The organism is Streptomyces sp. NBC_01433 (assembly GCF_026340105.1).
Lineage (GTDB): Bacteria > Actinomycetota > Actinomycetes > Streptomycetales > Streptomycetaceae > Streptomyces.
Genome location: NZ_JAPEPM010000002.1, coordinates 453324 through 471931, shown reverse-complemented (window position 1 = coordinate 471931; position 18608 = coordinate 453324). Strand labels below are relative to the sequence as shown.

18 protein-coding genes and 2 pseudogenes are annotated in these 18608 nt (G+C 67.8%); 2 read left to right on the top strand and 18 right to left on the bottom strand.

The window, feature by feature from the left end; translation table 11 throughout:
* Positions 1-31: 31 nt before the first annotated feature.
* The 5 genes and pseudogenes from OG413_RS29875 to OG413_RS29855 all read right to left on the bottom strand — a co-directional run bounded on the left by OG413_RS29875 (position 32) and on the right by OG413_RS29855 (position 2871).
* A complete protein-coding gene (locus tag OG413_RS29875) occupies positions 32-571 on the bottom strand; it encodes an FAD-dependent monooxygenase (protein WP_266811051.1) in 540 nt (179 codons plus the stop codon).
* 134 nt (positions 572-705) lie between these two features.
* Positions 706-813: pseudogene (locus OG413_RS29870) on the bottom strand (hypothetical protein); the annotation flags it as partial.
* Positions 814-876: 63 nt separating this feature from the next.
* Positions 877-1029 (bottom strand): hypothetical protein, encoded by a 153-nt coding sequence (locus OG413_RS29865; RefSeq protein ID WP_266811049.1) that lies wholly within the window; start codon positions 1027-1029, stop codon positions 877-879.
* A 4-nt stretch (positions 1030-1033) separates the two neighbouring features.
* A complete protein-coding gene (locus OG413_RS29860) occupies positions 1034-1960 on the bottom strand; it encodes a VOC family protein (RefSeq protein WP_266811048.1) in 927 nt (308 codons plus the stop codon).
* 62 nt (positions 1961-2022) lie between these two features.
* Positions 2023-2871, bottom strand: coding sequence for a fumarylacetoacetate hydrolase family protein (locus tag OG413_RS29855; protein ID WP_266811047.1), 849 nt, complete (start codon positions 2869-2871; stop codon positions 2023-2025).
* A gap of 128 nt (positions 2872-2999) precedes the next feature.
* On the opposite strand from OG413_RS29855, the gene OG413_RS29850 reads away from it, so the two are divergent.
* Complete coding sequence (locus tag OG413_RS29850; protein WP_266811044.1) at positions 3000-3701, top strand: FadR/GntR family transcriptional regulator; 702 nt, start codon at positions 3000-3002, stop codon at positions 3699-3701.
* Between the two features lie 142 nt (positions 3702-3843).
* Here OG413_RS29850 and OG413_RS29845 read toward each other — a convergent pair whose 3' ends face one another.
* Positions 3844-4059, bottom strand: coding sequence for an IclR family transcriptional regulator C-terminal domain-containing protein (locus OG413_RS29845; protein ID WP_266811042.1), 216 nt, complete (start codon positions 4057-4059; stop codon positions 3844-3846).
* A gap of 86 nt (positions 4060-4145) precedes the next feature.
* Between OG413_RS29845 and OG413_RS29840 the strand changes: the two genes are divergently transcribed.
* Positions 4146-4514, top strand: coding sequence for a hypothetical protein (locus tag OG413_RS29840; RefSeq protein ID WP_266811040.1), 369 nt, complete (start codon positions 4146-4148; stop codon positions 4512-4514).
* A 775-nt stretch (positions 4515-5289) separates the two neighbouring features.
* Here OG413_RS29840 and OG413_RS29835 read toward each other — a convergent pair.
* The 12 genes and pseudogenes from OG413_RS29835 to OG413_RS29780 all read right to left on the bottom strand — a co-directional run bounded on the left by OG413_RS29835 (position 5290) and on the right by OG413_RS29780 (position 18221).
* Positions 5290-5871, bottom strand: coding sequence for a DUF421 domain-containing protein (locus OG413_RS29835; protein WP_266811038.1), 582 nt, complete (start codon positions 5869-5871; stop codon positions 5290-5292).
* A gap of 221 nt (positions 5872-6092) precedes the next feature.
* A complete protein-coding gene (locus OG413_RS29830) occupies positions 6093-6764 on the bottom strand; it encodes a VOC family protein (RefSeq protein ID WP_266811036.1) in 672 nt (223 codons plus the stop codon).
* Positions 6765-7401: 637 nt separating this feature from the next.
* Positions 7402-7695, bottom strand: coding sequence for a putative quinol monooxygenase (locus OG413_RS29825; protein WP_266811034.1), 294 nt, complete (start codon positions 7693-7695; stop codon positions 7402-7404).
* Positions 7696-7761: 66 nt separating this feature from the next.
* On the bottom strand, positions 7762-8601 hold the full coding sequence (locus OG413_RS29820; protein ID WP_266811033.1) for a bifunctional 2-polyprenyl-6-hydroxyphenol methylase/3-demethylubiquinol 3-O-methyltransferase UbiG: 840 nt from the start codon (positions 8599-8601) through the stop codon (positions 7762-7764).
* Between the two features lie 86 nt (positions 8602-8687).
* Positions 8688-10190 carry an FAD-dependent monooxygenase gene (locus tag OG413_RS29815; RefSeq protein ID WP_266811032.1) on the bottom strand — a complete coding sequence of 501 codons (1503 nt, stop codon included), beginning with the start codon at positions 10188-10190 and terminating at the stop codon, positions 8688-8690.
* 83 nt (positions 10191-10273) lie between these two features.
* Positions 10274-11515 (bottom strand): cytochrome P450, cyclodipeptide synthase-associated, encoded by a 1242-nt coding sequence (locus OG413_RS29810; RefSeq protein ID WP_266811031.1) that lies wholly within the window; start codon positions 11513-11515, stop codon positions 10274-10276.
* 27 nt (positions 11516-11542) lie between these two features.
* A complete protein-coding gene (locus OG413_RS29805; RefSeq protein WP_266811029.1) occupies positions 11543-12544 on the bottom strand; it encodes a cytochrome P450 in 1002 nt (333 codons plus the stop codon).
* 161 nt (positions 12545-12705) lie between these two features.
* Complete coding sequence (locus OG413_RS29800; RefSeq protein WP_266811027.1) at positions 12706-13398, bottom strand: tRNA-dependent cyclodipeptide synthase; 693 nt, start codon at positions 13396-13398, stop codon at positions 12706-12708.
* A 330-nt stretch (positions 13399-13728) separates the two neighbouring features.
* Positions 13729-14385 (bottom strand): annotated as a pseudogene (locus OG413_RS29795) (transposase).
* A 544-nt stretch (positions 14386-14929) separates the two neighbouring features.
* Positions 14930-15739 (bottom strand): class I SAM-dependent methyltransferase, encoded by an 810-nt coding sequence (locus tag OG413_RS29790; protein WP_266811025.1) that lies wholly within the window; start codon positions 15737-15739, stop codon positions 14930-14932.
* On the bottom strand, positions 15736-17109 hold the full coding sequence (locus OG413_RS29785; RefSeq protein WP_266811024.1) for a cytochrome P450: 1374 nt from the start codon (positions 17107-17109) through the stop codon (positions 15736-15738). Before OG413_RS29785 ends, OG413_RS29790 begins: the two co-directional genes overlap by 4 nt.
* 140 nt (positions 17110-17249) lie before the next feature.
* Positions 17250-18221, bottom strand: a complete 972-nt coding sequence (locus OG413_RS29780) for a terpene synthase (protein WP_266811022.1) — start codon at positions 18219-18221, stop codon at positions 17250-17252.
* Positions 18222-18608 lie beyond the last annotated feature (387 nt).

The following is an 18608-nucleotide window of genomic DNA, read 5'->3' as shown; positions in this document are numbered from 1 at the left end:
CGGCACGCTTCGGTGGAGGGGAACTGGCGGCTCACAGGGTTTCATGACCGGGCGCGGTCAGGCCGTCCGGGCCGTTTCGGAGGATGCCGTCGCCGAGCACGGGCGGTGGCGTGGGGGAAGGACCCTGACTGGGGCGGCGCGTCGCCCGCGAGCATCCGTGCGCGTCGCGCTGCGCGGCCCGTTGTTCGTCGAGGATGCAGATGACCTGGCCGAGTGCCGTCGACATGCCGATGGGGTGCAGGACGTGACCGCTGCGTTCGGTGGTGTACGAGTCGAGCGGTGCGTCGTCGCAGATGCCGCACAGGACGAGGTCGAGCTTCCCGCTCAGGTTGAGCGCGTCGAGCAGACCTGAGCACATGCCCTGCGCCGCGAAAGGAGGCATCTGGTGGGCCGCGTCCCCGGCGAGCAGAACGCGGCCGTGGCGCCAGGAGTCCAGCCAGCGAGCCCGGAAGGTGTAGACGGTGTGTCGCTCGATGGTGGTGTTGGCCGGGGTGCGGCCCCACGGTTCGAGGAGGTTCCAGGCGGTGTCGAGGGTGTTGAGCTGATCGACGTTCTCATGCGGGAGGCGCATGAACTCCCAGCGACGGCGGCCGGGTCCGCCGGAGACGATGGTGGTGGGACAGCCCTTAGGTCGGTGACCGCGGCGTCCATCCATGTGCGGACGAAGCTGTTGGCACCGTCGGTGCCGATGACGTACCTCGCCCGGTGTTCGTATCCGCGGCCCTGGTCGTCGGTCGTGGTGAGTTCTACGTGGTCGGGCCGCCGGCGCAGCCCGGCGACCTCCTGGCCGCGGTGGAGTGTGACCTTGTCCAGGACGGTGGCCGCGTCGGTCAGGACGCTTTCCAGCTCCGGCCGGTTGAAGAAGTTGGTGGTGGGTCAGCCGCTCTGACCGGTCCCGGACCAGTCGATGCGGACCAGTGCCTCGCCGTCGTGGTTGCGCCACTCGTAGCGGTCGGGGGCGGGAACGGGGACGTCCGCCACCTGCCGGGCAGTGCCGGCGGTCTGGAAGACGCGGGGAACGTCGGTCATCGGGTCACCCGGCCTTGCTGTGCGAGCCGGTCATCAGGGCCGCGAGGTCTTCGGGGTGCAGGAAGGAAGGCGGGGGCGGCGGGCCCCAGTTGAAGAGGCCCTCGGCGCCTTCGAGGGTCTCCGGGGTCCACAACTGCTCCTCCGGGATGCAGTCGAGGTCGGAGTAGTACTCACTGAAGTTGCCGGCCGGGTCCTTGAGGTACCAGAAGAAGTTGGATCCGGCGTGGTGCCGGCCAAGGCCCCACACGTGCCGCTCGGGGTGGTCCTCCAACATCGCGGTGGCACCGCGGCCGACCTCGTCGATGTCGTCGACCTGCCAGGAGGTGTGGTGCAGGAAGACGACCGGGGCGGCGAGGACGAGGAGATTGTGGTGGTCCGTGGAGCACCGCAGAAACACGCCGGCGTCCTTGATGTGGTCGCTGGTCTTGAACCCGATCGTGTCACGGAAGAACGCGGTCGTCGTCTCGAAGTCGGTGGTGGCCAGGACGGTGTGGCCGAGCTTTCGGGGGCGTACGCGATGCGCTCGCAGGATACCGGGGGCGCGGGTACCCGCGCGCTCGACGCGTCCTGGACCGTTGTACGGCGTGGGCGGTACGGCCGGCTGGGCGAGGCGCTCCTCGATGCGCAGGACGACGCGTGTACCAGTGACGGGCTCGACCGTGGCGAACGCGTCGGGTGTCAGCTCCGCAGGTGCGCCGAGACGCTCGATCCGGGACCGGACGGCTGCCAGGTCGTCGGCGTGGTCGACACCGATGACGAGTTCGACGAGGCGTCGGGTGGGTGCGGCGACGATCCGGAGCTGGCTCCCGCCGTCCTGCGTGGCGAACCAGCCGTCGCGCTCCTGGGTGAGGCCGAATTCCCCGTAGTACGCGCGGGTTTCGGCGACATTCGGCACACCGATGGTGACCGAGCTGAGGCGATGGAGAGACATGGAGACTCCTCGAAATGCGGCTCTCTTTGAGGGACGGGCGCGGCGGTCGTACGGTGGCTGTGTCAGTGGTCGTGGAACGTCTGGCGCAGTTCGCCGATGCCTTCGATCGTGCTGACGAGTTCGTCGCCGGAGCAGATCCACCGCTGCGGCTCGCGGCCGAGGCCGACACCGGCGGGCGTGCCGGTGAAGATCACGTCGCCGGGCAGCAGGGGAGTGACGGACGACAGTGCCTCGATCAGTGCGGGCACGGAGAAGATCAGGTCGCGGGTGCGGCCCTTCTGGACCTCTTCGCCGTTGAGGGTGCAGCGCAGTTCGAGGTCGTCCGGGTTGTCGAACTCGTCCGGAGTGACCAGCCACGGTCCGATCGGCGTGAAGCCGGGGTGTGACTTGCCGAGGCTGAACTGGGGCACGGGTCCGGTGAGTTGACCGACGCGTTCGGAGATGTCCTGCCCGACGGCGAGGCCTGCGACGTGACTCCAGGCATCGACGGCTGCGACGTGTGATGCGCGACGGCCGATGACGGCGACGAGTTCGATCTCCCAGTCGGTGTGACCGCCCTCGGGCAGCGCGACGCGGGTGACCGGGCCCGTGATGCTGGTGGCGAACTTCGTGAACACAGGGGGAAAGCCCTCAGGTGCCGCGAATCCCGATTCGGCGGCGTGGTCGCGATAGTTCAGACCGATGGCGAACAGCTGGCGCGGCTGTGGCGTGGGGGAGCCGAGCTCTGCCGGCTCGAAAAGGACCCCCTCGGGGAGTTCGGCGTGGGCCGCCCAGTCGCGGAAGTCGTCCCATGCGTCGTAGACGGCCTGCGGGTCCGCCGCGAAGCGACCTGAGCTCGCACGTTCGACGTCGATTGCGAGGCCGTCCGCATCGATGAGGGCGAGGCGGCCGGACAAGTTGGCGATGTGCATGTGCCACTCCGTGATCAGGGCTATTGATTATGATGAATAGGTTGATAGTGCGTCGCAGCTCAGTGGGGGGTCAAGAGGGGATCGCTGATAATCTTCATGATGTTTTGTAGCGCGAAGGGAGGATGACCGTGACTGGAGCACGGGGCCCCGGTGCCACCAGGGCGGCCACCGCGGCGGAGCAGGTCACGGAGCTGGTCGGAGAGGCCCAAGCCGGCGAGCGGCTGGGCACCAAGGAGGAACTGCGCACTTTGTGCGGGGTGTCCGTCGGCACCTTCAACGAGACGCTGCGCCTGCTGCAGTCCCGCGGCATTGTCACCGTCCGCCCAGGGCCGGGTGGCGGGATCTTCGTCGCCGAACAGTCACCCATGGCCCGCCTCGGCAATTCCGTCCTGGCACTGGACGCGAACCCGGACAGCGTCAGCGAGGCCATCCGGATCCGCGACGCACTGGATCCGCTGCTCATCGAGGACGCGCTCTGGCATGCCTCGCCGGCCGAACTGGCGGCCCTGCACGGTCCGCTGTCAACGATGGAGCGGGCGGCGGGCGACGGTGATCCCGTCGCCTTCGTCCACGCCAACTGGGAACTGCACCGCAAGATCGCCGGCGTCAGCCCGAACCACCTGTTGCGCGAGATCTACCGGAGCCTGCTCGACCTGATCGAGTCCCACACGCTCACCGTTCTGCCCGCCGGCGATCAGCCGCTCGACGAGTACATCGGCCAGCGGTACCAACTGCACGCGGACCTGATCGCGGCCCTGGAGCGGCGGGACCGTGCGGAGGCGCTGCGCCTGATCGGTGATCACGGCACCTCGCCGGCCGGCCGGCATTGACGACGAAGCAGCCAGGCTCAGGGGCCGAGCTCGCGCAGCCGATGAGGCACGCTCTGCGCGGTCGCGCCAACCCGTTCCGCCACGTGAGGAAGGCGCTCGTCACCCCGGTGCTGCTCCAGACCGACGACAGTCGCACCCGCGATCACGGAGCCGTCCGCGCCGCGGATCGGCGCCGCGACCCCACGACGAACGCGTCGACCTCTCCGCGGGTGACCACGTAGCCCTGTTCCCGGATGGTGCCCAGACGCTTGCGCGGCTGCTCGGCATCGGAGGTGCCGCGCTCGGGCAGGGGTGTCAACCGCGCCTCGGCGAGAACGCGTTCGAGCTCCTTCTCGGGAGCCCATGAGAGTGAGACCAACCGCATCCGTATCCGTATGAGCAACGAGTACGGAACCGCTGACCATCGGCGCCGCCCGTGTCGCCATCGCTGACACCGACGACGGGGTGCGGCACGGAAGCGATCACGCGGTGACCTTCGGCGGCCGGTCAACCGGCACCGTGCCGGCGGGCGCGCCGATCCTCAGTGACTCCATCGATCTGCGGACCGCCGCGCCGTCTCGGCTGACCATCAGCCTTTACCTGCCTGGCCGAGTCGACACCGCGACCTGCCACGGGACCTTCCACACGCTCGGCTGGCTCATCCCCGGCGACGCGAGCGCCCTCATGTCGCTGCCCGCGCACGCCGCCCCCGTGTCGGCACAAGCGCTGATCGCGGCCGTGGAAGCGCAGCCTGAGACACCGACCCAGGCCATCGCCTCTCCTGGACGACGGCACTGCCCATCCGCGCCCTCGCCGAAGCGCAACGACGCCTGAGCACACCCCACCAGGGCACTCTGTGCAGCGTCCAGATTCGGAAGACCGGCACAAGGCGTCCGGACGCTGCCTCGACATCCCCGCCGCCCGCCCCTACCTGCGTCCGCGCAACGGCACGGGCGCGCGGCGGTGGTACTTCATGCCGGGGGAGGAGTACGGCAGCGGCGGCGATCCGTGCGGCCCCATGCCTTCCGTTTGCTGATTTCGGCTTCTCACGGTGAACCGGGACGGTGTCGATTTCGATGGCGATGCGGGATTGGTCCCGTACGGCCTGGTGGTCGGTGCACCGGCCGGAGGTTCAACCTCGCGGCTGACTGTGGGAGAGGGGGGGGCTGCACGCGGTTGTACGTGGTGCGGCAATGATGTGATCGCCACGGTATCGCCCTGGCCCGGTTCCCGGGAGGGGCTCCGATGGCTTCACGGAAGATCCGGTGATCAGCCTTCCGCACTGCTGCCTCCGCGCAAGAACCGAGAGCCGGGGTGGCCAACTGGCGCATCACCTGCCGCAGCGGACGGCTGGCCTCGCGCGCAGCCCAACGGGTCCGATCAATCCGGCGTCGGCTCTCGCCACCGCCACCAGAGCCCCCGAATTCACGGCACTGCCCCGATCGGTCGCCCCTGGGGTCACGTTCGGCCGCCCAAGGCGCCACCCATGCCCGCACGCAGGGCGCTCGGTGCGGTTTCCCCGGCCGGGCACCCGTCCGCTCTGCTCGCAGTCTCATCAACGTGTTGCGACGACCGCTGGAATTCGTCCCCGGTGTCAGTGACCTCGGTGTCAGGGACGTGCGGCCAGTTCCCGGCGCAACGTGGCGAGTTCGGCGCGCAGGGCTGTGAGTTCGGCGCTCAAGGCCGCCACGTCGTTCTTGTCGGCGGCCTGGTCGCTCTTGCGCAGGGTGACCAGGAGCGTTCCGCTGGGCTGCAATGTCACCTCGCTCGCCTCGGCACCCCCGTCACCGCCCTGACTGCGAACCGCCACTTCCAGGTCCGAGCGGCGCAACCTGTTGCGGCTGATCGCCTTCGGGAGCCATGTCCCGTCGCGTACCAGGGTGACCGGGACGCCCTCGACGAGGCGGCTGAAACGATCCGACATCATCGTGCCCCGCACCATGAGGCCGTTCGCGAGGATCAGGATGAGCGCCCCGAAGGCGCCCCCCGCCACTGATTCGTCCGGGCCGATCACCGCGTTCTGCAGGATGGTCACGAGCAGCAGTGACACGACGAGGTCGAACGTGTTGAGCTGGGCCAGATCCCTTTTTCCCGCCAGGCGCAGAAGCACCAACACCAGCACGTACACCAGGACCGTGCGCACTGCCTTCTCAAGGTACGACATGTCCGTGTCCACCAAGTTGTGCCACATGCGTGCGCTCCGCTCCCGCGTCGTGTCCTCGGCTCACAGACCCTGCGCTTCCAAGCTGCCGTCAGGTTACGCAGGCCGACGCCGACAGGACGCCGGGACACACGTACGGTCATCGCTGGAGAACTGACCGCACGAAGGCTGCTTGTTGCGATCCGGTGTCCGCGGCGATATCCCGCCATGGGCGATCGCCTGGAGGCGGACTCTCGGGAGAAGGCGACTTCTCAGAACGTGTCCTGTCCGGCGGGGGCACGTCGGATCACGATCTCCTCACCGTCGGCGGTGTGGACCGCGACGGCGTGCAGCCCCGGTTCACCGGGCACGAAACGCAGCGGCAGCCGGTCGAAGGTCTCCGCCCCGATGTGCTCGCGGAACTGTGCCCGGTCGCCGGCCACCTCCAGCCAGGCCACCCCGGCCGCGGTCCGGTCGCCGGTCACCTCGCGGCGGGCGGGGTTCTTGGCCGGATCATCCCGGTAGTACCAGTTCGGCAGGCCCCTCTGCCGGGCGCGCAGCGCCACCTCCCCGGCCGGCGCGCTGACGACCACGCGCTGGGTGCCGTCCGGCTCCCTGCGCCCCGGGATCACCTGGACCTCGCTGCCGAGCCGCGAAGCGACCTGCTCCAGCTCCTCATGGGTGTCCGCGCGCAGGCACCAGAACATCCAGCGCTCCGTCCCGTCGCCGGTGGCGCGCTGGAACCAAGACGCCGGGCCGCCGGTCGCCCCGGCAGCGCTCTCCACCTCCAGGTAGACATCCCCGCCCAGCGGAAAGATCCAGTTGCGTATACCGCCGGGGAACACACCACCCTCATAGCTGCCCAACCCGGTCTGCTCGGCCAGCCCGCGCACGCTGCTCTCGATATCCGATACCCCGAGCGCCATGTGGTCCAGGTGAAACACAGCTGTGGCACCTCCAGCTCAGGCGAACACGTCGGACGAGCGTAGCAACGGCCCTTTCACCGCGGACCATATCGGCAGAACACGGCACTGCGTCCGAGACGGGACCCGGCCGGCTTCCTTATGTAAGGCCTGTCCCGCCTCGGTGTAGGGGGTCGATTCTGCGCGCGTGTGACGGGCTCCGCCGGGGCCTGGTGCGAAGTTGTGGGTTGGCTGGTCGTGCTGGTGCCTCTCGACGGTGCGGGCAGGGCGAGGCGGTGGAGCATTCAATGGTCCAGCGGTTCTCCGGTTTCGCGAACCGGGGAGCCACGGCTGCGTTCCGCCGTCCTCGCCCGAGAGGGGTGGTGGTCCTGGTTGGCCGGTTCAGTGGTGGAGCAGGTTGTTCGGATTGATGGCCAGTCAGGTCACGGCCGTGGTGGCTTCCAGCGCGGCGGTGGCGAGGGTGAAGCCCGAGGTGCCCCCGGGCGTGCCTCCCAGGGCTGGTCCCGGGTACCGGAGATGGCGGCTCGGAGTCTGCGCTGGACATGGGATCTGACTCAGATCATGTCCGTGCGGTCCCCGTGCGGTCCCCGTGCGGTCCCCGTGCGGTCCCCGTGCGGTCCCCGTGCGGTCCGCAGTTGCCCTTGTGAGGACTCTCATCTCATGTCAGCTCCCGGTAGGTTGTGATCTTGATCGGTTCCGCCAGGAGTGTCTCGACCGCGGTGGCGAGATGCTGGGAGTGCGCGCTCCGGTAGTGGCGCTGAAGGTCCTCGGTGTGTCGCCACCGCTCGATGGCGATGAATTCCTCCGGGGTTTCGACGCTCTGCTGGATGGAGTAGTGCAGGCTTCCCTCCTCGTTGCGAGTGGGTTCGACGACCGACTGAAGCAGTTGTGCGAGTTCTGCCTCCTTGCCCGCCCTGGCGATGACCCGGCCCACGACCGTTACTTCACTCATCGGATCTGCCTCTCTCGTTGTTCCGCTCGGATGGGTGTTCTCTGTTCGTCCTGTCGGATCGGTTCTCTACTGTCGCCGTCCGACCGCGGGGGCATGTCCATGGGCGGCGCCGATGGGGAGTGCGGGGAAAACCACGGACGGGTCGTCGAACAGGGAGGAGAGGTGGCCATCGGTGGTGTCGAGCAGCCCGTGGTCCTGGAACGCCGGTGCGAGGCGGGCGAGCGTGAGCGCGTAGAAGCCGCGCTTTCCGCCGGGGACGAGGGGGTGTCGCCGCTGGTGTGTGATGCTCTCCAGACCGTGGGCGGCGAGGATCACCGGGAGGTTGCTGCCGAGCTCGGGGTGCGCTCCGGCGAGTGTCATCAGCCGGTGCACAGCGGTTGCGAACTCCAGGAAGGCTGTGGCCGTCTTCCTGTCCGGGGCCTGAGCGGCGGCGATGGCGAGTGTCTCGGTACTGACGTCGATCGCTTCAGCGAAGAGCTGCCCGTGTGGTGCCAGCGAGGGAATCAGCCGGGCCAGGACGGATTCGGGGTCCGGCAGATGTTCCAGTACGGATCTGGCGTGGATCAGATCCCAGGAACCAGGGGGCAGAGGATCGGTGGTGATGTCGTGTTCGATCACGTTGACCCCGGGATGGGCGATGTTCCTGAGAAATCGCGGATCGGTGTCGGTCGCCACCACTCGTCCGGACTCTCCGGCCGTCGATGCCAGGCGACGGGCGATACTGCCGGCTCCCGCGCCGACTTCGAGGCACGACCACCCGGGTGCCGGGTCGACCTGGGTGAGGAGTTCCTCGGTTCCGGGGTCGTAGACCTGCTCGATCGTGCGCAGGCGGTCGAATTCGAGATCCGCTCGGGCGGCTGAATCCAGAACGTAGGGGGTGGGTTGCGGATGGTGCGGATCGGTCATGGTCTGCCTCTCTCTTTCCTCCGGGCCCGGTGAGTGGTGCGGGGCCCGGCGCGAGTGTGAGCCGCCGGGGATCCGGGTCCCGCTGGTCATCCGGCTTGCATGCCGAGTGAGCGAAGATGGCCGGTCACATCACCTGGAGTCTCGGTGGCCATCGAGATGTATCCGTCCGGCCGTACGAGGAACAGGCCGTGCGGAGCGTATGCGCGAGATGCGAACCCCGCGGTATCTGAGATGTCGTGGCCGACTCGCACCACACGGACCACCGCGGGATCCCAGGCGCCGACGGGCGGGGTCGGCGGGCTTCCGAACGAAAGAAGGGTGAAGTGCGGTCCACGGAAGAGGTCGAAGAGACGTACAGGGACCCCACTGAGGTCGGTACACGGAGCATCCGGTGCGCGGTCCCCCGCGTGGAGGGCTTCCTCGGCCAGAGCGGGGCGCATCTCCGTGTTGGGCGGGATGCCCCGGTATCCGAGTGCCAGGTGGTGCGTGGTGCGGTCACGGTTCGCGGCCAATTGTCGGACCTGGAACGACCCTTGGTGGATGCGGGTGCTCACTCCTAGCACTTCCGCCGCGGCCGGCCGGCGCTCCGCCTCGTAGGAGTCCAGGAGCGAGGGTGCCGCCTGGCCGGTTGCCGCGAGCGCCAGTTTCCAGCCCAGGTTGTAGGCGTCCTGGATGCTCGCGTTGATGCCCTGGCCGCCCGCCGGGGAATGAACATGAGCGGAGTCACCGGCCAGGAACACCCGGCCGACCCGGAAGTGCTCCGCGAGTGCCGCTCGTGCCCGGAAGACCGATGACCACAGCACCTTCCGCACCTGCAATCCTGTGCGGGCGGCCACCAGTTCGCGGACCCGCTCCGGTGCGGGGTCGGGGGTTCCTTCCGCGAACCGTGCGATGACCTGGAAGTAGTCTGTTCTGGCGACGGGACAGATGGCGGTCATGATGCCGGCCGCGTTGCCCCAGGTGTGCCAGTGCTCTCGGTCCAGTGCGGGAATATCGGCATCGGCCACGAGCAGGGGCCGGGTATCCACTTCTTCGCGGTCGAACCTCACACCCAGGATTCTCCGTACGGTGCTGCCGCCCCCGTCCGCCCCGACGAGGTAGTCGGCCGTGATCTCCTGCGTACCTCCGTCGGCCCGGACGACCTGGGCCCGCACCCCGGCCTCGTCCTGGGAGAATCCGGCGAGCCGCGATCCGAACTCGACGCCGTGGCCCAGATGCAGCAGTCGCTCGCGCAGCAGTTCCTGGGTACGCGACTGAGGAAGCATCAGAGGTTCGGCGTAGGGCGTGGACCCGGTGGGCTCGCCACGGGCGATGACGTCCCACTCCTTGATGATTCTTCCCTCCTCCCAGGCGACCATCGGTGGCAGTGGTGCTCCCTCCGCTTGTACGGAGTCGATGATTCCGAGGTCGTCGAATATCTCCAGGGTGCGCGGCTGGAGACCCTTGCCTCGGGACCCCGGAAAGGGGCCTGTGCCGGAGTCGATGATCCGGAAGTCGACGCGTCGGCGGGCCAGTTCTTCCGCCAGGACCAGCCCAGCAGGTCCTCCTCCGGCAATCAGAACAGATGTGTGGTGGCGAGTGCTGTCCACGGCATGTCCCCTTTCCGGCCCTCCGTCATGGTGATGCGGAGGAGGTCGCAGTCGGCCGCATGCGGATTCCCCGTTCCGGTGGTTCAGGCCGCCAGGAGCCGTCCTTCCGCGGTGGGTTCGAACGTCAGGGTGAGCGATTCGGGGCCGCGGGAGTAGAAGCCGGTCTCCTCGTAGGTGGCGTCCTCGGGGAAGCCGATGTTCTCCATGAGGGCCAGCAGCATCGTCACTACTGTCTCCAGTTCCCTGCGCGCGAATGCTGCCCCGACGCACGAGTGCATGCCCGCGCCGAACCCGAAATGGTTCGCAGCGGCGGTGAAGGACCGTTCGGGGCCGAGGTCTGTGCGGTGGAGGTCGAAGGTGTCAGGCCGTTCGAAGACACGAGGGTCGCGGTTGGCGGCGGCGAGCATGCACCAGACCATGGTCTCGGCGGGTATGGCGACACCGGAGATCTCGACGCTCTCCGCTGTTTTGCGGGGGATCAGTTGCACGGGCGGTGTGTAGCGGAGGGTCTCCGCGATGGCGTTGGTCACCAGTTTGGGATCGCCGCGGACCAGGGCCATCTGATCGGGGTGGGTGATCAGATGCCGGAACAGCAGGGCCAGTGTCTTGTCCGCCGGTTCGGTCGCGGCGAGGAGCACGTTGTGGCACAGAGCCGTGACCTCGTGCAGGCTCATTCTCCCGCTCTCGTACTCCGTGTGGCACATCAGCGAGATCACGTCCTGACCGGGGTTCTCACGCCGTTCCTCGATGAAGGGCCGCAGATAGTCCTCCAGTCGGCGGGCGCACTGGACGCAGTGCTGGTATCGCTCCTCGGTCAGGGTGACGCTCGTCACGAATTCGGCCACGCCCTGGAACCAGGAGTGCACATTGCGCCAGTCGTCTTTGGGCAGTCCAAGACTGTCCAGCGCGACCCAGATAGCCAGCTGCTGGCCGAAGTCCTTCACCAGGTCGAACCGGCCGCGCCGCAAATGGGGGCGGATGAGCTCCTCCACGTTGCGGCGGATGAGCGGGGTCTGATCTTCCAGCATCGTTCCGGTGTATCCGTGGATCATCGTTCGGTGCTTCGCGGTGTGTTCGGCTCCGGTCATCTGTGCCAGGACGCGACCGCGCATGACCGGCTCGGCGCGTTCTCGTAAGGCCTGGGTGGTGAAGATCTGGTCCTGGGTCAGAACCCGGCGAACGTCTTCATGCCGGCTCAGGAAGTAGGCGCCGATGCCGGGTTCGTAGTGGACTGGGTCGCTCTCCCGCAGCTGGGGGTACCAGGCGTACGGGTCCCGAGCGAACTCGTCCGACAGGACACTGATGATGCGAGCAGTCGAGTGCATGGTGTTCCTCTCTCACCGAGTTGGCCGTCACCAGGCCACGGGCAGACAGGCCGGACGGATGAACGTCAGATCACTCCTCCAGGGAATCTCGTACTCATCCACGGCCAAGCGCAGTTGTGGGAAGCGTTCGAACAGGGCGGGGCAGACGATGGTGAGAACCAGTCGGCTCAGGGCGTCGTCTGCCAGGGGCCCAGGACCCATGCGAAGGTCCGCGGGCCTGGTGACCGGACGATGGATGTCGAATTTCGCCGGGGTGGGGTAGTGCTCCTCGTCCCAGGCCGCGCCAACGGGCGTCGCACATACCGCGTCTCCGGCCTTGATCAGAGTGCCGTGCAGTTCCAGGTCCTTGAGCGCGATATGGACAGGGCCGAGCACCGTGCCGGAGTGGTACCGGCGGAGTTCCCCGGCTGCCGCCCGCCACAGCAGCGGATCGCGCAGGCACTCCCGTAGCGGTTTGGGGTGGAGCAGGAGCGTGAACGGTCCGGTCAGCAAAGCCGAGAAGAGTGACCTCGCACACCGGACGAGCAAGCCTGTCACCGTGGTGTGCGGCGATTCAGCGTCGGCCTCCCGCTGTTCACAGGTCTTGAACAGCGCACCGGCCGCATCGCTGCGGACGGGGCCGTCCCGGAGGTGTTCTGTGAGCGAGTGCAGGACCGGATGCCTGCTACCCGGATTTCCTGCCGGCTCTTCCAGAATCAGAAGGTTCCGCAATTCCTGAGGATCGAATGACAACCCGAAGACATCGCGACACACGGCAGCAGCCAGCGGCGCCGCCCATTGTTCCAACAGGTCAGCAGGATTGCTCCCGGATTCCATGACGTCCAGGACGCGACCCGCCTGTTTCCCGATTGCCGCCCGGTGGAGTTCCATCGCTGGCGGCGCGAAATAGTCGGAGGCCGGCCGCCCGACCCGTGAAAATGTCCCCCCGCTGATCCCGGCCGGAGGGGACGGCGCGTCAGCGGCATCGCTCAGCCGTACGAGACCCGGGTCGGTCAATATCCGCAGTATGTCGTCCCGACGGGAGATCATCCACAGTCGCGATCCACCCGGAAGCTCGACCGGGCATACCGGCTGCCGTCGGCGTGCCCAGTGGATCACGGGCGGAGGCGTGCCCAAAGGGCCCAACACGAACGGAAACCTCAACGGTACTTCCGGTGTTATCGCCGGCATCGGGAGTTGCCTGAGCTGCCTCATACCGAACCATCCGGCGGTACGGGCTCGGCCACGACGAACCCCTGTTGCGCGGCCGACCGCAGCCCTGTTGCCGGACCGGCGAGCACGGCCGCGGCGAGCGCGATCCGCCGGTGGTAGACGAACACCGAAGAAGCCACGTCAAAGATCGACGGGCTGTCCACAATCAGCGGCAACTCCGCGATCGGATAACTGACGCAGGCGTCGATCTGCTCCTCGCCGGGCTCCGTGTCCGAAATGGATCGGACCGCTTCCCGGGCAACCGCCCGGCAGGCCGCCCTGAGGGCGGGATCGACTCGGTATGCCGTCCTGGCCTGCTCACGCAACGCCGCGTACGCGGGTCGGCTCATCAGCTGAGTCCATGTGTGCACATGCCTTTCCGGCGCGGACACGCCGGCGTGCGACAGGGCCAGCACCGCGGGATTTCTGAGCTGATTCACAGCCCGCCGCACACGGCCCACTGCCTCCAGCGGTCTGACGCCCGCAGCGGTGAGGGTATGTGCCGCCTCGAACCCGGGAACGAGAACGTCGACCCTCGTGAAATGTCCGGCTGCCCACTGGACCAACGCCTCCACCCGACTTGGTGTGTAATAGCCGTTGAACGGGCTCAGGCCCACGAGACAGTGGTCGGATATATCGGAAATCCGACGGCAATTCTCGCTCTGTGGTCGAATCAGGAAATCCACGATCATCGCCGCTCACCTGCATCTGTATTCCACGTTCTCATTCCAATACCTGTCCCGGTCGCCAGGTCTGAAAGCCCGCCATGAAACAGACGGCCTGAAGAAGAGGCGGTCGTCACACCGTCGAATTCTCACCCGACACCCTGCCCGAACGGCTCAAGTCATTTCGAGAGGGAACCTGCTTTCTCGTCACGGCAGCCCTGTGGGCGGCATACATACAACTCGACGGTCGAGTCGTGCACATCACCCGCGATCACTCCGCAGCGTGCCGACGCCTCCTCGTTGTGCCGTCACACGCTAGGGGATGTTATGAACATTCGATAGGCCTTGGACAGTGTCTCACGTGGTGAGCTTTGCGGCTCTCCTGTAGCAGGTCAGGGCTGCGGCGAAGCTGAGGAAGGCAAGGAAGCGGCCGCCTTTTCGTTCCTACCGGACGGTGCGGCGGCGGTGGCCGAACAGCCAGGAGACCGATCGCTCGATCTTCCAGCGATGCCGACCGAGCCGCTCGCTGGACCCGGCACCGGGGCGGGCGGTCCGCGCGATGAGGTTCCGGCCGCGGAGCCGGCGGAGGCGCTCCGCGGAGTAGTTACGCCTTGTCCGCGCGGACCTTCACCGGCTTCCTCCGATTCGGCCCGGTCAGCGGGCCCCCCTTCTCGCCCGCCCCGACGCGGCATCGACGATCGCGGACGTCCAGTCCAGCTCGCCCCCGGCACCGATCTCGTTCAGTGCCGCCCGGTGCAGCCTGCGCCACAGCCCGGCCTCGGTCCACACGGTGAACCGACGGTGCGCGGTGGCCGGCGAGACATCGAACGACTCCGGCAGCTGCCGCCACGCGCACCCGCTCGTCAGCACGTACACCACGGCCGTGAATACCGCCCGCTCGTCCACCGGGGCCGTACCCCCGCCCTGCGGACGGGATGTGAACCTCGGCATCAACGGAGCTGCCAGCTCCCACAGTTCGTCCGGAACCAGCCGACGCGACAGATCAACCCTCACGGAGCGATACTATGCCGCACCCCGAAGTGCCACGTGAGACACTCTCCTATCGCCGAATTGGCTGCGGCTCGGGAGGTTGCCCTCAATGGGCGACAGAAATCGTTATTGTGTTCGTAAATGGAAAAAGATTTCGAATTCACTCGCCTTCGGTTGTATTTCGAGCCCGGCGGCAGGGTCCTCGTCGGCCACGGATCTTCTTCACCGAGGTCCGCTCGGCTGGGCGGCACCACCTGGACTGTGGCACCCGTGCGGTGATGTCGACGCCTGGGGCCTCGCGCCCCGGCGTCGGCCGTGCGCGCTGCCCGCAGCTCCCGAAGCCCACTTCGGCCCCGCAGGATCGTCTCTCCGGCTGCCCAGGCTGAGCAGCCGGAAAGACGCATGGGGCTCCTGCGCGCCCTGCTCGTGCCGATCGACGCCGCGATCTCCCGCCGACGGACGACCACCGGAGCACTATCAAGCCCGTGACCTGCCCGAGCACTCTGCCCTCGCACCACGCCAGCGCCCGTGACCCGTAGATTTCAGGGTGGAATCAGCTCATGGGGAGTCAGGCGCGGGTGCGTCGGCCCCAGGCGGACAGGGTCATAAGGGCGAGGTCGGTGTAGTCCCCGCCTTCCAGCAGGTTCGTACAGTCCGCCAGCTCCTCGGGTGTGGTGAGACGTTCACGGACCAGGGCCGGACCGATTTGTTCCAGGGAGAGCCGCAGGAAAGCGTCGGCGTTGCCGTTCCTGCCCACCAGGCCCGGGGTGCAGCGGACGCCGATATCGGTCAGACCTGCCTGTGAGAGGAGTCCCGGCAGCGCCGTGCCCCATCGCTGCTCGGTGCGCATCACGGTCTCGGACAGGGTGAACACGGCGTTGAGGCAGCGCTGGTAGGCGTTCCGGGTGTCGGACGGGGGATGGACCGCCATAACCGTCTCCACGCACACCCAGCCTCCCGGTGCGGTCCAGCGCACCATCTTGCCGAGGACTTCCGCTCGCTCCGGCAGGTGTTCCAGTAGCGCTCGGGCATGGACGAGGTCGAAGGAGGCCGCCGGAAAGTCCTCCTGGACGACATCGTGGCGTCGGACGGACAGGTTGGGCACATCCCGGGGCAGCAGGGCGGTGCTGATGTCGGTGCCCACGACCTCCCCCGGGGCGCACTGCTCGGCCAGCCAGCGCGCGACGGATCCGGCGCCGCCTCCGAGTTCGAGGCACCGCCAGCCCGGCTGGATGCCGAGACGAGTGATGACGGAGCGTGTGGTGGGGTCGAGGTACGCCTCAAGGGCCCGCAGCCGCGCCGTCTCCTGCGGGATCCGGTGGTCGAGGAGTCCCGCCCCGTACTCATGTGCCGAAAGCCCGTCGGCTGTCCCGGTCACGACGAAGCCTCCGGGGTGTTCCGTGGATATGCCAGCCGGCGTTCTCGCAGGCGCATGGAGAGGGCGTTGGGGGTGAGCGTGATTCGGCGGGCGGGGTGGACGGGCCGGCCGGGAACCGGGTCGAGCTGCCAGCGTGCGGCGATGGAGGCGAGGGCGAGTGTCGCCTCGTTACGGGCGAAGACCTCGCCGATGCACTTGCGCGGCCCGCTCCCGAAGGGCAGCAGCGTGCCCGGCGGGGCCTTGCCCGCGCCCTGCCAGCGATCGGGGTCGAAGGTGTCGGGACCGGGGTAGAGGTCGGCGCGGCGGTGGACCTGATAGGCGCCGGACATCATGGTGGTGCCCGCGGGGAGACGGTGTCCGCCCAGTACGGAGTCGCTGGTCGTGTTCCGGGTGAAAAGCCATGCCGACGGATACAGGCGGAGCGTCTCGGTGACGATCCTGTCGGTCACTTCCAGCGCGGGAAGGTCGGCGTGCTGTGCGGGGCGGCCGTCGAGGACGGTGTCGACCTCGGCCTGGAGCCGGTCCTGGATGTCGGGATGGGTGCCGATCAGGTGCCACGCCCAGGAGAGCAGGATGGCGGTGGTGTCGATCCCGGCGAGGAGGAAGGTGAGAACCTGCTCGTGGATCTCGTCGTCGGACAGGCCCGGTCCCCTCTCCTCCTGAGGGGCCAGCAGGGTGGACAGCAAGTCGCCCCGGTCGACACCGGCGCGGTGGTTGGCGATCAGCGTGTCGGTGAGCCGCCGGACGTGGTCCCGGGCCCGGTCGAAGCGGCGGTTGCCGCGGGTGGGGAGCCTGTCGGCCATCGGGACGGGCATCATGGCCCGTCGGGCGATGCCGCGGGTGATGGCCTCGACGCTGTCGTAGAGGGCGGCGGAATCGTGGGTGTCCATGTCGGCGGCGAACATGCACCGGGCCGTGACGGCCGTGGTGAGCCGGTACATTGCCTTGGTGACATCGAGGACCTGGCCGTCGTGCCAGGCACCGGTCAGTGCCGTGATCTCCTGGCTCGTCATCGCCGCGTATCCGGGCAGCCGTCCGCGCTGGAAGGCCGGCTGGACGAGCCTGCGTTGTCGGCGGTGGGCGTTGGCGGGGCAGCCCAGCAGACCGTTGCCCGCCAGTTCTCGGCACTTGTCGAAGATGGGCCCGCCCTTGTCGTAGACACGGTCCTCGGCGAGGACCTGGTGGAGCAGGTCGGGATGGCAGACCATGTGCATGGTCTGCGGCCCCAGCTTGATCCGTACGAGATCGCCATGTGCGGGAAGTTGTTTCACGAAATCCAGTGGTCTGCGGGCGAACGCGAGCGCGTGGCCCAGCACGGGCAGGGCTCCCGGGGCGGTCGCCATCGTGTAGGTGGTTGTCACGGTGGGCATGGCCTCCTGTGCTGTCGTGGATTGCGCCTCGTCTTTGTCCGTCCCGGGCGCGGGGTTCGCCGTCGGCGGGCTGCCCCGGCCGGGGCAGCCCGCCGACGGCCCGGACGGCCGGAGCAGGCGGGGCGGCCGCCGGAGCGCGCTCACCGGGTGGGCGGGTCTGCCCGCCGGGACGGCTGCCGGCGTTCGCCCGCCCATGCGGCGTCCGGAGTGCGCCACCACCAGCCGATCACGGCGGAATCGGGGGCCGATGCCCCACCCGCCGGCCGCGGATCCGGTGCGCTCGGGCCGAGAACGAGGCGCTCCCGTACCGGACCGGCATAACGCGTGGTGACAAGGCTGAAATCCAGATTGGCGCGTACCCAACGGCCGAGACTCCCGACGAACCGCCGGAGTTCGACACCGGCCTCCGGCGTCACCGTGCGCTCACTCAGCTCGACGAAGCGACGCATCACCGTGTTGCGCAGCACGACGGCCTCCTGGAGCGCCTCGGCGGTCGTCGCCTGCCGCTCCGCCGCCAGCACATCCAGGAGGTTCACCTCCGCAGAGCCGTGCTGGGACTCCTTGTGATGCGAGAAGATATCGTTGTCGAGGGAGACGAGGACCGCGCACATCTCCACCAGAGCCCGGACCTCGGGCGTATCACGCGACTCCCTCGGCATCACGTATCCGCCTGCCACGTCCAACAGGGCGATACTGCTCTGCATCGCGCCGTTGCGCAGGCGGAGCAACAAATAATCATCCAACCTCTGGGGCTTCTCTCCGATTCGTCGCCGCGACCGCTCCCAGACCAGAGCGGCGAAGTAGGACCGGACGGCGTCAGCCCAGTCGCAGAACTGCGTGGGTGTCGCGCATGCGGAGATGCGGGACGCTACATCACGGAGCGCCCAGGCATAGGTGTTGTCCGGCAGGAGTCCGATGTCTCCGGTTTCGGCCACCCTGTGAAGCCGTGCCAGGAAAGCCGCCCACTCGGTGACATCCACGTCCGCGTTCTCGGCCTCGTCGCAGTACTCGTCGTCAAAGGCGAAGAGCCAGGTGTGGTAATCAGCGAAGGCGGCGAACCCTTCCCCCTTGCCGTGCGGCACGACCCCCGCCGCGAGCGCTCCTGGCCGCATCGTCGAAAACCGTTCCCGGTGTTCCCGGCCGGAAGGGATTCCTTGCTTGGTGGCCCAGGTCGTCGTGCTTTCATTGATTGCTGCGGCGGCCGGGTTCTCAGCCTTTTCGATGGGGCAGTAGAAAGTCAACTGGCTTAAGTTCTCAGGCATTTCGACCTCGAAAAGTGATTATTGATTGAGGAATCCGCCGACGGAAACGGTGCAACCCCAGTGGTGGGGTACAAGGTTGATGTCCGGAGGGAGGGGAGATAAACCTGGATGCGTGATGGCTTTTGTCGTGGTTTTTCGCAATCGAGGGCCTTGGGGGCCTGACGCCCAAGACCTCCAGCCGGAGCAGTGAAGTGCTAATCGAAGGCGAATAGCGCCGATGAGGGGAAACCGCCGGGC